Genomic DNA, 12,295 nt, shown 5'->3' with positions numbered 1-12,295 from the left:
GCCCAGCGCCGTGCCCGACGCGCCGGCGGAAATGCGCAGGACGTCTCGTCGCGAGACGTCCATCCCGGCCCCTCGAAGCGAGACCCGTGCCAGCAACCGCGGGAACTCCCGGGCAAGAACTACAGATTGTCAGTGGCGTCGAGATGGGTTAGAAGTGCCAGGCGATGCCGAACAGAAGGCCCCCGTACCCCCTCGCGTCCGGCCGGCGCCCGGCTGACGGCGCTCCTGGGCGTGCTGGTGCTCTTCTTCGCGCTGCCCGCCGCGCTCTTCGTCCGACTCATCGGGACCGAGGGTCCGGCGCGCGTCGCCGTGATGATCCTGGCCCTCACGCTTCCGGCGACGGGCGCGCTGATCCTCCGACTGAACCCCGACCTCGTTCCCGACCGGGCGGCCCTCGGGAACCTCTCCCTGATGGAATGGACGCACCTGGCCGTTCTGGCCGCCCTGCTCCTCGGCGTCGTCTGGTGGCTCACGACGCCGGCGTGAGGGCTAGTGCCGTTCCAACTTGTTGATACTAAATCTGTCCACGAACGACGTACACGGTGCCTTCCTAGGCGCGAATAGTTGGAACGGCACTAGGCGATCTTGCGGATGCCCTTCTTGATGGTGTGCTTCGCCCGCTGGACGGGCGAGCCCTTCAGCTCCGCCTTTCGCGACTGGATCTGCTCTCCGAGACGGCTCAGCTCCTCGGTCCCCAGTCGCTTCCTGGCGAGGGGGAACATCTCTCGCTCCTCCTCGGTCGCGTGGTGCACGACGGCTTCCCGGAGCTCCTCCGCCTTGGCGGCGACGTCGTCCGAGGAGACATCCATGCCCTGAAGCTCGGCCATCAGCCGCTTCATCTCGCCGTGTTCGTCCAGGGCCTCTTGAACGAGATCCTCACCCTCGCCGGACTCCTTCATGGCCGGATAGAAGATTTCCTCTTCGACCTGCGCGTGTATCTCGAGCTCTTCGGCGAGCTTGTCGATCAGTCCCTCCCGCCTCCTGGCCGCGCGGGTCGTCGTGCGGCCCAGTTGCGTGAACAGTTTCTTGACCTCGCTGTGATCCTTCTTCAGGAGCTCCGTCGCCGTCATGGTGTCGCCTCCCCCGCCGGGAATTTCGCGCCGAACGGGCGGGAAATCGAGCAAGGGCGGTGCCACTCGGCAGGCGGTAGTGGTCGGGAGGACGGCCGCTATCGCCCGACGCCGAGAAGGAACAGGATCAGGATCAGGCTCAAGGGAACGCCGAGCAGCCAGAGCAATATGAGCACCATGGGTCTCTTTCCTCCGTTTAAGATTTCTCGTTACGCCACCATCCGGGGACGATCGGAGCGAGCGACGCCTCGCCGGCGGTAGTAGGTCAGTGTCATGGGCTCGCCCGAGGCCATCCAGCCACCGATCACGCTGCCGACCAGCCCCAGCAGGAGGGCCGCCACGGTCGCCAGCGCCGTGTTGCGCACACCCCTGGCCCACTCGGGGTCGATCGGCGGAACGGACGTCGCCCAGGCGGGGGTGCCGGCCAGTCCTCCGTACCAACCTCCGTAGTGGCCGGCGGCGCCCAGCGCGGCCGCTGCCAGCAACAGAGGGATGGCCAGGAGCCAGACGATCGAACCATGAAGCATGGCCGGCTCGGAGCGCCGGAGCCCCGCGATCTTCGCCGCCACCCATCCCCCCACGACGAACGCGAAGAAGGCGCCGGCGACGTTGAACACGAGGGTGAGCAGCGTGACGTTGCTCCACCTCGCGAACCGAGCGGTTTCATGCGCGCCGACCGCGAAGCCGAGGAGACCGATGATGAGCCCGACCGCCAGCGCGGCCAGGGCTCCCACCCACACGGCGCTCCATACCACCGGCCACGGCCTGCGCCCAGCCTCGAAGGTCGACGGATTCTCAGATCCCGTTTCCATGGCGGACGCTCCTCAGTGCGAGTTCGCAAAGTCCGATGGCCGGAAGTTGCATAACCGATGCCTTCGGTCGCGTCCGGGAGAGAAGAAGGCTTGCACTTCTTACGTGGCATTTTTCACCATCCCCGGGGCCTGGTGTACCCTGGGGGCGATGGGGCTCGAGCAGACGCTCAACGAGACGTTGAAGCAGGCCATCAGAGACAAGGACACCCGCACCGCCGACGTGGTGCGCATGCTCAAGACCAGGCTGGTGGAGCGGCGGACCGCCAAGGGGTTCTCGGGACAGATCGACGACGCGCTCGTCCTCGACGTGATCAGCGCCTACCGCAAGCAGCTCCAGCGGGCGCTCGCGGAGTACGAGAAGGTCGGCGAGCGCGGCGCCGCCCACGCCGCCCAGCTCCGTCTCGAGCTCGAGGTCTGCCAGCGCTTCCTGCCCCGAGGCCTGGACGAGGCGGCGCTGCGGGCCCTGGTCGGGGAGCGTCTGACCGCCCTCGGCATCGCCGACCCCAAACAGGTGGGGCGCCTGGTGGGCGACGTCATGAGGACGCACAAGGGACAGGTGGAGGCCGCCGACGTGAAGCGGATCGCCGAGGAGCTCTTCGCCATACGGGAAGCGAAGGGAAAGAAGGCCGTATGAGGGTCTTGATCGCTGACGACACCGCAATGTTCCGTCGGCTGGTTCGCATCACGCTCGAGAAGGCGGGGTACGAAGTCTCCGAGGTTGCGGACGGCGCTGAAGCCCTCCACCAGCTCGAGAGTAACGGCGGGTTCCCCCTGGCCATTCTGGATTGGATGATGCCCAAGATGAAAGGGGTTGAGGTCTGTCGAGTGCTCCGGGAGCGGCCGACGCCCGCCCCCCCGTACCTGATCCTCCTCACCTCGAAGGACCGACCGGAAGACGTGGTCGCTGGCCTCGAGGCCGGGGCGGACGACTACATCACGAAGCCGTTTCGCGCCGCCGAGCTTCGTGCGCGTGTTCAGGTCGGTGCGCGTATCCTGAGCTTGCGGCAGGCGCTGGCCGATCGCGTGATAGCCCTCGAACAGGCGTTGGGGCAGGTGCGGCAGCTCCAGGGGCTCCTACCGATCTGTGCCTGGTGCAAGAACGTCCGCAACGACCAGAATTACTGGCAGAGCGTCGAGCGGTATGTGGCCGAGCACTCCGAAGCGCAGTTCACTCACACGATTTGTCCGCCCTGTCGGGAAAAGCACATCACGCCTCAGATTGATAGACTCCGCGGGGCCTCGCCCTGACCGACTGACTCGTCGCTCCGCCCGCCACCTCCTCGGTCCGGCGTGACCGGGCCCCTGCGGATCGCGCAGCGCCTGCCGGATCAAGGCGAGCGCCGCGCCCCCGACGGAGTGAGAGCCGCGCCCGCACTTCGGTCCCTGCGCTGACCGTCGAGTTCCTCGCGCGGAGCGACTATTCAGCGACAGCGTCAGAGATGGTTCGGTTGTCCCGACAAGCGGGCCCGGAGGGTCGCGCTACCGCAGCTTGTCCAGCTCCGCCAGGAGCTCGTCGTTCGGCACGAGCTCCCGCGCATTGTCGAGCACCTTCTTGTAGCGGACGATCCCGGCCTTGTCGATGATGAGGTACGAGCGCTTGGCGTACCGGTAGAGGCGGCTCTTGGGGTCGGTGTCGAGGATCCCGTAGGTCTCCAGCGTCTGCCGCGGGAAGTCGCTGACCAGCGGGAACGCCAGGCCCATCTTTTCCGCCCACGCCGCGTTGGTCATCGGAAAGTCGGTGCTGATGCCCACGACCTGGGCATTGCGGCTCTCGAACTTGGGGAGATCAAGTTGGAGAGCGGCGACTTCCCGCGTTCAAGTCGGGGTGAACGCCCCGATGAACCCGAAGAGCACGATGTTCTTCTTGCCCAGGAACTCGCTCAGCGAGAACTTTTCCTGGGTCGTCGCCGGCAGGGTGAAATTCGGGGCCTTGTCCCCGACCTCGAGGGCCGCGACCGGGGCGAACGCGCCCATCACCACGAGGATCACGACCAGTGTTGTTGCCGCGAGTCCAGTACGCCTCATGAGCCAGTCCCTCCGCCGGCCGAAGCCCTCAGCGCTTCAGCACGGACTGGACGAAATCGAGCGCTTCCTTGGCATCCCATTCCCGCGGCCCGATGGCCCGGCCCACCACCGTCCCCTGGCGGTCGATGACCAGCGTCACCGGGATCCAGCGGATGCCGTGTTCCCGCGCGACGGCCATCCGGGGGTCGAGGAGCACGGGCACGCGGTGACCGTTCTTGTCCATGTACGGTTTCACGTCCGCCTCGCCCCGTCCATCGAGGGCCACGAAGTAGACGACCACGTCGTTCGGGAACCGTGACTGGAGATGTTCGAGGCTTCTGAGCTCGCTCGTGCAGGTGGGGCACCACGTCGCCCCGAAGCTCAGCACGACCACCTTGCCGGCGAACTGCGCCGAGCTGACCGTCCGGCCCGACAGATCGGGCAACGTGAATGGCGGGGCCGGAGTCCGCTCGGGGAGGATGAAGACCGCGGAATCCTGGGCGGCGCCGGGCGAAGCCGTCAGGGCCAGAAGGCAGGCCAGGAGGAGGATCGCGCTCAAGAAGCCTCGCTCAGCTTAGCCGTTGCGCCTGGGAGCGATAACGCTCCGGGATCTTCTGGAGCTTGTTCGTCCAGTGCGTCACGCCCTGCTCGTCGGTCCAGTTGTAGATCTCGCTTGGTGGGCCCGCCGGCCGGGGCTCGGCCGTGGGCGCGGCCGCCGATGGCGCAGGCGGGGCTTCGGACGGCGCCGTGGGAGGGGCGGGCGGCGCGGCCGGCGGCGGCGGCGGCTTGGGCACCCAGACCCACACATACGCCGTGGTGACCCCGTCTCCGCGGAGCTCGTAGCGTCCGGTCGGATACTCGATCACCGTCGGCGGCGACGGGACCGCCATCGCCGGGGGCGAGGCTGGCATATAGGTGTCGGGCAGCGGCGCGTAGACGACGGTCGGGGGCGCCAAAACGATGGACGGGAAGAAGGATCCAGCAAACCCCGGGCTCCCGAAAACAGCGGGCGACCGATGGACGAAGACATGCCGGCGATTGACGAAACCCCAGACCTTCCACGGATCGACCGTTCGCGGGAAGACGCTCGGCGCCGGCTTCACCACCACGATGGCCCGATGGCCGAAGTGCCCGGCCGAGGCCGGCCCCGGCAGCAGGGCGAGCGCAACCACCACCACAACGGGTAGGAGCGGCCAGGAGCCCCTCACTGAAACTTCCTCCTCGGGCCGCTACTATACGCCCATAGGCGTCCGTCGTCCGCGAATGTCGTCAGCCCGGCGCAACCCTCTGGTCAGTGCCGCCCCGAGTTGCTGCCGCTGCGCTCCACCCGCTCGATCCTCTGCGGCCGTTCGATCCTCTCCGGCCGCTGCGCTCGCTCGACCCGCTCGGGGCGATCGGCCTTTTCGATCCGGTTGTCTCGCCTGGCGTGTTCGAGCTCGGCGCGGTCGCGGCCCCGGATGCCGTGATCGAGATCTCGGCCGCGGTCCGTCGCGCGCTCGTTGTTGATACTGGCGCTGGTCCCTTCGCGCCCGCGGCCGCTCCGGGCCGCCCTGATCTCGTCTTTCTTCACGACGCCGTTCCGCGCTTCCAGGCGGACCCGGTTCCCGGCCGCGTCGAAGCCTCGGACCTCGACGCGACCGAAGCGAGCGACCTCATTCGTCGAAAAGAAGTTGGCCAATGCGGCCCGGTTCTGCACCACCGTGTCTCTCACGCGCACGCGGAGTTGACCGTCCTCGTTCTGAACGCGAAACCGCTGGCCATCCACGGTCCGGAAATCAACCTCTTGTCCGGGGCGCAGCTGGCTTCCGATCTGCACGAGCACGTTCGCCGCCGAATTGGTGGAGAGAAAGGCGGCGTTCACCTGCTGCGGGGTGAGGTTGAGCCCTCTGATCTCCACCTCCCGGACGCCTGGCGTGTTGACTTGCGTCAGCACATCCGCGGTGGCAGGCAGGGTTGGCGTGTTGATTTCAACCTCTCCGGCCTCTCCAGCCCGGGCCGGCGCCGGGAGGATGGCGACTGCGAAGATCACGGCAAGAGTCAGCAGCGTCTTCATAGCTAACGCACCTCCGTCGTGAAGAGCGGCTCGATGATTCGCATCAGCGCCTGGGGGATCTCTGTGAGCTCGAAGCCCACCTCGACGCCGGGGCGGTTCTCGGCCAGGTACGCCTGGTACAAGAGTCCCTCCCCGAGAGCGAACAGGATGCTCCTGAGCAGCGGGGGCCTTATTGGGTGAATCTCTCCCCGCTCCACCGCCCGGTTGATCGCGTTCTCCAGGATTCGGTTGAAGCGGAGGACCTCGGGCTGCAGGTGCCCGTCGATGCCCTCCCGCCTGGAGAACTGGAGGAACAGCGCCGCGATCGGGTCACGCCGCTCGGCGAAATCGAGGGTGACAGAGAGGAGGACGTCCAGCGTCTGCCGAAAGTTCAGCTCGGGACCGAGCTTGGCCACCACCTTCTCGTTGATGTGCGCCCAGGTGGCGTCGAAGGCGGCCTTGAGAATCCCCTCCTTGCTCCCGAACCACGCGTAAAGCTTGAAGCGCGACACACCCGTCTGCTTGCTGATGTCCTCCAGGGTGGTGCCATCGAACCCCTTGGCCCGGAACAGGTCAGCCGCCATGCTGATCAGGTGGGCCCGATTCACCCGCCGGGGCTTCCCGCGCTGCTGTTTCACGCCAGCCTCCCGATCAGACTAAAAATCATACTCGCAGTCTGCTTTCAAGTATGTCCAGGAGTGCGCCGGTGTCAAGCGGGAATTTCGGGATTCGTTTGGGGGGCTTACTTCGCGTGGATCAAGAGCGCCGGAAGCATGGCGAGGACCGTCATGATCACGATGAACACGAGCGCCGGACCAAGTAGCTGTAAGAAGATTTTCATCCCGTCTCCGACCGTCCGGAGCAAACGCAAGTCGGGTACCAACTCTCTCGGCCAGGAAAGACGGGTGGTTAGCGAGCAACGCCGCCTGGCGCCCGGATGGGCAGGCGGGAGGCTTTCCCACCGGCACGGAAGAACTCCTAAGGCGACCTCGTCAGAGCTTCTCGGCCAGCCAGTCGAAGATGACGCTCACGCCGAGGGTCAGATAATCGCGCTGGCAGTGCTGGGAGCCGCCCTCCTTGGTGGTGAAGACGCGGAACGTCTTGTCCGCCGATCCCACCGCGTCGAACAGCGCCTGCGCGTCGGCCATCGGGACCACGCCTCGTCGTCCCCCAGGTGCTTCCTGAGCGGACGGCAGGCGCGATCGACCTCACCGATGTCGCTCCCGCCGTAGGGCGCGCTACTCAAAATCCCACAGACCGCCGACGACCAGCGATAGTCCTCGGGAAAGTACGTGAACCAGCTGGCGGTCTTCGGCATGACGGTGGCCATGGTCGGCTCCTAGTGCCGTTCCAACTTGTTGATACTAAATCTGTCCACGAACGACGTACACGGTGCCTTCCTAGGCGCGAATAGTTGGAACGGCACTAGTCGAGCGTGACGAAGATGCAGTGGCGCAGCTTCCCCTCGAGCGCCTTGGAGAGATGGCCCTTGCCCCACGTGTCCTCGACGAGGATCACCTCGCCGGCGCCGATCTGGCGCGTCTCACCGTCGCTGGCGGTGAGCTGGACCCCCGCGTCGAGATTGATGATGTACTGCCGCCGGGGGGCGGGATGCCAGTCGAGGTCGTAGTCGGGCGACACCTCGCGGAAGATGATCCCGGTGGCCGGCAGGCGCGCCGACAGCCGCCCGCTCCGGGAGGATTCGTTGAACTCGACCGGCACGTCCTGAAAATGCGACTCGCCGTTCTTGTCCGCGTAGAGCCGGTGGATCTTCATCGGTCGTGCTCCTTGGCTAGCTCAAGACTCTTAGCCAGTGGCCCGCGAGCTTGGCCGCCTCGATGCCGGCCAGCGCTGCCGGGCCTCGTCCTTGTCCGAAACGTCGCCGGAGATTCCGACCGCGCCTGATCAGCGCGCCGCTGCCGTCGCGGATCAGCACACCGCCCGCCGCCGGAACCACCCGCCCCCCGGACATGGCGCTGAGCGCGGTGAAGAAAGGCTGCTGTTGGGGTTGCTCGGCCACCCGGCGCGCCAGCGCCCGGGACCCGACGCCCAACCCGAGCGCGCCCCCGGCCTTGGCCATGGCGATCTGGGGACGGATGATGCCGGCGCCGTCCTCCCGGGCGAAGGCCTTCAGGCGCCCCCCGTCGTCGAGGACGGCCCCCGCCAGCGGCGCACCGCCCGACTCCCGAGCCTTCCGGAGCGCCGCCTCCACGAGGGTTGTCGCCTGGTGCAGGGTGATCCCGGCCACCGCGATCCTCCTCGGCTGGGACCGGTCCCGTTACGGCCGGGGCTCGGGCCTACCGAAAAGCGAACACGTCCGATCGGGGTGCCGACTATACCCAGGCGTTGCGGCGGCGGCAAGAGAAAATCGACTGAGCGTGCATTCCCTCTCGGCATCACGCGCGCGCTCGGGCGTTCGTCGAGCGGGCCCCGGGTGGCGCAGGTCAGCCTGGCACGCGCTGTTCGATCTCGGGCCGTGCTTGTCTCGGGAAAAGACCGCGTAATCCCTCACCTATAGGCTTCTGGCACCCACGTTGCACCATCCTTGATCCGTCGTGCCCAGAACGCATGCCGCGTGTAAGGAAGGATCGCATCCGGTGCCGGCGCCCGCCGAGGCAACGGGGGGCGCGAGGCCGAGGAGAGCCTCGCGGGCACGCGCCCGCACTTTCGCGCGGCTGGCGGAGCTCGCGATCGTGGCCGCCGCCTACGTCGTCGCCGGCAAACTCGGCCTCCAGCTGGCCTTCGTACACGCCAGCGCCACCGCGGTCTGGCCACCCACGGGAATCGCGTTGGCTGCCTTCCTCGTGCGCGGCTATCACGTCTGGCCGGGCATTCTGCTGGGCGCCTTCCTGGTGAACATCACCACGGTGGGCTCGGTGGCCACCTCGATGGGCATCGCGACCGGGAACACGCTGGAGGGTGTGGTGGGCGCGTACCTGGTCAACACATTCGCCAACGGCTCCCGAGCGCTGGATCGCGCGCGGGACATCTTCAAGTTCGCGGTCCTGGCCGGCGTCGTGAGCACGACCGTGAGCGCCACCGTCGGCGTCACCAGTCTCACGCTCGGTGGCTTTGCCAGCTGGGCCGCGTACGGATCGATCTGGTGGACGTGGTGGCTGGGTGACGCGGCCGGCGCCCTGATCGTGGCTCCGCCGCTGCTGGTCTGGAGCGTCAACCGTCGTTGGCGGTGGCCGCGCGAGCAGGGATGGGAGGCCCTGCTCCTGGTCCTGTCACTCCTGCTGGTGGGTCAGGTCGTGTTCGGCGGGTGGTTGCCGACCGGTATCAACAATTCTCCGCTGGAATTCCTGTGTGTCCCGCTTCTCGTGTGGGCGGCGTTCCGGTTCGGTCAGCGCGAGGCGGCGACGGCGACGGTGGCCCTGTCCGCCCTGGCGCTCTGGGGCACGCTGCATGGTTTTGGGCCGTTCGCCCGGGGGACCCCCAACGAGTCCCTGCTGCTGTTGCAGGTGTTCATGGGGACCATTGCGGTGACGACCATGACCGTCGCGGCGGTCGTCGCCGAGCGCCGCGACGCCGAGAAGCAGCGCGAAGGCCTGATGGACAGCCTCAAGACGTTGCGGGGCCTGCTACGTATCTGCAGCTACTGCAACAAGATCCGCAACGATCAGGGCCTGTGGATCCGGCTGGAAGCGTACATCCAGGAGCATTCCGAGGCCAAGTTCACGCACGGGCTGTGCCCCGAGTGCGCGCAGCGGCACTACCCGCAGCTCTATCCCGGTTAGCCGCGCGTCGGCCAGAGAACTGGAGGCGTTCGCCGAGCGGACGCGATCCGGAATTGACTTGCTAACACTGTCTCGTCTAGAAAGTTGCAAAAGGAGCCACGCTTCACTCAGACTGGGCTCGGAGAGCCAGACCTCGACCATCCGATGAACTTTCTCTCGCGACCATCCCGGCGGCAGTGGGCCATCCAGGTGATTGTTGTCGCTGCCCTTTATTACGGGGCGGCCAGCCTCAGCTTGCAGTTGGCATTCGAGAAGACAAACGCGTCGCCGGTGTGGCCGCCGTCGGGAGTCGCCTTGGCCGCGGTTCTCCTGGCGGGGTATCGCGTCTGGCCGGGTATCACGCTCGGGGCATTCCTGGCGAACGTCGTGGCGTTTCTCGCCAATCAAGCGGCCGGCGTCGTCACGATCGTCATGGTCTCCTGGGCTATCGGCATCGGGAACGCGTTGGAAGCCGTGGTGGGCGGGTTCCTGCTTCAGCGGTTTGTCGGCTCGAGCAGTCCGTTCAACCGTGCCCAAGACGTCTTCAAATTTACGGCCGTGGCGCTCCTGGCGTGCCTCGTGAGTCCGAGCGTGGGCCCGACGATCATCAGTTTGGCTGGGATCTCACCGTCGGCCGCATACGGGACCATTTGGTTCACGTGGTGGCTGGGAGACACGGCTGGCGTCCTTCTCGTGACTCCCCTGCTGCTGACGTGGAGCGAGCGGTTCCAGATCGGCTGGATTCCCCGCCCGCGGGCCGAAGCGGCGCTGTTGTTCGTGTCGCTGCTCATCGCGGGCCGGATCGGGTTCGGGGGATGGCTTCTCGCTAAGGACGCACACTATCCACTGGTATTCGTCCCCATTCCGTGGCTGGTATGGGCCGCGTTTCGATTCGGTCCCCGGGAAGCGGCGACCGCGGCGGTCATCACCTCGGGGATCGCGGTGTGGGACACGGTCCACGGGTTCGGCCCGTTTGTGAGGCAAACGATCAATGAATCCCTGCTGCTGTTGCAGGCCTTCGTGGGCATCGTGACCGTGACGGTCCTGACCATCGCTGCTGTTGTCACCGAGCGCCGGGAAGCGCAGGCCAGGCTCCGAAAGGCGCACGACGACCTGGAAACGCGGGTCAAGGAACGAACGAGCGAGCTGGTGCGGGTCAACGAAGCCTTGGAGGCCGCGGAGGCGAAGTTCCGGGGACTCCTGGAGTTCGCTCCGGACGCCATTGTCATCGTCGACCAGGAGGGGCGGATCGTCCTCGTCAACGCGCAAGCGGGGAAGCTCTTCGGCTACTCCCGGGAGGAGCTGCTCGGGCAACCGGTGGATGTTCTCGTTCCCGAGCGGTTCCGCCTAAGGCACCTCCAGCATCGGCAGGGGTACTTCGCGAATCCGCGGGTGCGGCCGATGGGCGCAGGGATGGAGCTGTACGGGTTGCGCAAGGATGGGACCGAGTTTCCGGTGGAGATCAGCCTCGGCCCCCTCGAGACCGAAGAAGGCGTTTTCGTCTCGAGTGTCATCCGCGACACCAGCGAGCGCAAACGGACGGACGAGACGCTTCGGCAGACCGAAAAGCTGGCAGCGATGAGCTCGCTTCTCGCGGGCGTGGCGCATGAGTTGAATAATCCGCTCGCGGTCGTCATGGGCCAGACGGAGCTTCTGCGCCGGTCCGCCCCCAGCGGGCCGCTCATCGAGCGCGCCAAGAAGATCTCTAGCGCCGCCGACCGGTGCGTGCGAATCGTGCGGAACTTCCTCGCGCTCGCCCACCAGCATCCGCAGGAGCGCCAGGAGGTGAGGCTGAACCGCGTGCTCCAGGAAGCGGTCGACGTGCTGGGGTACTCGCTCCACGTGGACGACGTGGAGGTGACATTGGACTTGGCCCCGGACCTCCCCGCGCTCTGGGCCGATTCCCATCAGCTTCATCAGGTCGTCGTGAATCTCATCGCCAACGCCCACCATGCCATGCGTGAGCGGCCGGTGCCGCGTCGGCTCACCCTGACGACCCGGCACGATCAGAGCGAGCGACGCGTCTGGCTCGAAGTCGCCGATACGGGGCCGGGGATCCCCCCTGAGATCCATGCGCGGATTTTCGAGCCCTTCTTCACCACCAAGCCTCCGGGCCAGGGGACCGGCTTGGGACTGGCGCTCTGCCGAGGAATCGTCGAGGCTCACGGCGGGACGATCCGAGTGCAGAGCCACCCCGGGCAGGGGGCGGTCTTCCGGGTTGAACTGCCCCTGGCGGAGCGACAAGCCGGCGCACCGGAAACGCCCCCGAGCGAATCGCTGCCTGCGATCCGGGACAAGGCGATTCTGGTGGTGGACGATGAGCCCGAAATCGCGGCGACGCTGGCGGAGATGCTCGTCGGCGACGGCTATCAGGTGGAGACGGTCGCCAACGGGGAGCAGGCCCTGGACATGTTACGGGAGCGGTCGTTTGATGTCATCCTGAGCGACATCAAGATGCCCCGGCTAGACGGGCCAGGGCTGTACCGCGAGCTTGAACGTCACCACCCGGGGCTCCTCCGGCGAGTGATCTTCCTCACAGGGGACGCCCTCAGTCCGGACACCATGGCATTTCTCGCGCAAAGCGGCGCTCCCAGTCTGACCAAGCCGTCCCTGATAGAAGTGCGCAGGCTGATCCAGCAGGTCTTGCACGCCCCCTAG

General features: G+C 66.7%; 15 protein-coding genes. 5 read left to right on the top strand and 10 right to left on the bottom strand.

Going from position 1 to position 12,295, the window contains the following annotated elements:
- Window positions 1-231: 231 nt before the first annotated feature.
- Entirely contained in the window at window positions 232-486 is a 255-nt protein-coding gene (locus tag VGV13_07880; protein ID HEV8641001.1) for a hypothetical protein, read from the top strand.
- An 89-nt stretch (window positions 487-575) separates the two neighbouring features.
- Here VGV13_07880 and VGV13_07875 read toward each other — a convergent pair whose 3' ends face one another.
- On the bottom strand, window positions 576-1,070 hold the full coding sequence (locus tag VGV13_07875) for a hemerythrin domain-containing protein (protein ID HEV8641000.1): 495 nt from the start codon (window positions 1,068-1,070) through the stop codon (window positions 576-578).
- 209 nt (window positions 1,071-1,279) lie between these two features.
- Window positions 1,280-1,882 (bottom strand): hypothetical protein, encoded by a 603-nt coding sequence (locus VGV13_07870; GenBank protein ID HEV8640999.1) that lies wholly within the window; start codon window positions 1,880-1,882, stop codon window positions 1,280-1,282.
- Between the two features lie 103 nt (window positions 1,883-1,985).
- Here VGV13_07870 and VGV13_07865 point away from each other — a divergent pair, with 103 nt between their 5' ends.
- Both VGV13_07865 and VGV13_07860 read left to right on the top strand, forming a co-directional pair.
- The gene (locus VGV13_07865) at window positions 1,986-2,516 is read left to right on the top strand and encodes a GatB/YqeY domain-containing protein (protein ID HEV8640998.1); all 531 of its coding nucleotides are present in this window, start codon (window positions 1,986-1,988) and stop codon (window positions 2,514-2,516) included.
- Window positions 2,513-3,130 carry a response regulator gene (locus tag VGV13_07860; protein HEV8640997.1) on the top strand — a complete coding sequence of 206 codons (618 nt, stop codon included), beginning with the start codon at window positions 2,513-2,515 and terminating at the stop codon, window positions 3,128-3,130. Before VGV13_07865 ends, VGV13_07860 begins: the two co-directional genes overlap by 4 nt.
- A 231-nt stretch (window positions 3,131-3,361) precedes the next feature.
- Here VGV13_07860 and VGV13_07855 read toward each other — a convergent pair whose 3' ends face one another.
- The 8 genes from VGV13_07855 to VGV13_07820 form a co-directional block, all read right to left on the bottom strand.
- On the bottom strand, window positions 3,362-3,856 hold the full coding sequence (locus tag VGV13_07855; protein ID HEV8640996.1) for a redoxin domain-containing protein: 495 nt from the start codon (window positions 3,854-3,856) through the stop codon (window positions 3,362-3,364).
- A gap of 79 nt (window positions 3,857-3,935) precedes the next feature.
- Window positions 3,936-4,445: a TlpA disulfide reductase family protein gene (locus tag VGV13_07850; protein HEV8640995.1), complete on the bottom strand. Its 510-nt coding sequence runs from the start codon at window positions 4,443-4,445 to the stop codon at window positions 3,936-3,938.
- Between the two features lie 10 nt (window positions 4,446-4,455).
- Window positions 4,456-5,094 (bottom strand): hypothetical protein, encoded by a 639-nt coding sequence (locus VGV13_07845; protein ID HEV8640994.1) that lies wholly within the window; start codon window positions 5,092-5,094, stop codon window positions 4,456-4,458.
- 83 nt (window positions 5,095-5,177) lie between these two features.
- Complete coding sequence (locus VGV13_07840) at window positions 5,178-5,939, bottom strand: hypothetical protein (protein ID HEV8640993.1); 762 nt, start codon at window positions 5,937-5,939, stop codon at window positions 5,178-5,180.
- A gap of 2 nt (window positions 5,940-5,941) precedes the next feature.
- Window positions 5,942-6,556 (bottom strand): TetR/AcrR family transcriptional regulator, encoded by a 615-nt coding sequence (locus VGV13_07835; protein ID HEV8640992.1) that lies wholly within the window; start codon window positions 6,554-6,556, stop codon window positions 5,942-5,944.
- 354 nt (window positions 6,557-6,910) lie between these two features.
- Window positions 6,911-7,066 carry a hypothetical protein gene (locus tag VGV13_07830; protein ID HEV8640991.1) on the bottom strand — a complete coding sequence of 52 codons (156 nt, stop codon included), beginning with the start codon at window positions 7,064-7,066 and terminating at the stop codon, window positions 6,911-6,913.
- Between the two features lie 277 nt (window positions 7,067-7,343).
- The gene (locus tag VGV13_07825) at window positions 7,344-7,694 is read right to left on the bottom strand and encodes a hypothetical protein (protein ID HEV8640990.1); all 351 of its coding nucleotides are present in this window, start codon (window positions 7,692-7,694) and stop codon (window positions 7,344-7,346) included.
- Between the two features lie 16 nt (window positions 7,695-7,710).
- Window positions 7,711-8,166, bottom strand: coding sequence for a heme-binding protein (locus VGV13_07820; protein HEV8640989.1), 456 nt, complete (start codon window positions 8,164-8,166; stop codon window positions 7,711-7,713).
- A gap of 445 nt (window positions 8,167-8,611) precedes the next feature.
- On the opposite strand from VGV13_07820, the gene VGV13_07815 reads away from it, so the two are divergent.
- Window positions 8,612-9,658, top strand: a complete 1,047-nt coding sequence (locus tag VGV13_07815; GenBank protein ID HEV8640988.1) for an MASE1 domain-containing protein — start codon at window positions 8,612-8,614, stop codon at window positions 9,656-9,658.
- Window positions 9,659-9,802: 144 nt separating this feature from the next.
- Window positions 9,803-12,295, top strand: coding sequence for an MASE1 domain-containing protein (locus tag VGV13_07810; protein ID HEV8640987.1), 2,493 nt, complete (start codon window positions 9,803-9,805; stop codon window positions 12,293-12,295).

The organism is Candidatus Methylomirabilota bacterium (assembly GCA_036001065.1).
Classification (GTDB): domain Bacteria; phylum Methylomirabilota; class Methylomirabilia; order Rokubacteriales; family CSP1-6; genus MNEF01.
Note: the sequence above shows the minus strand (reverse complement) of the source record. Positions and strands in the feature narration are given on the sequence as shown.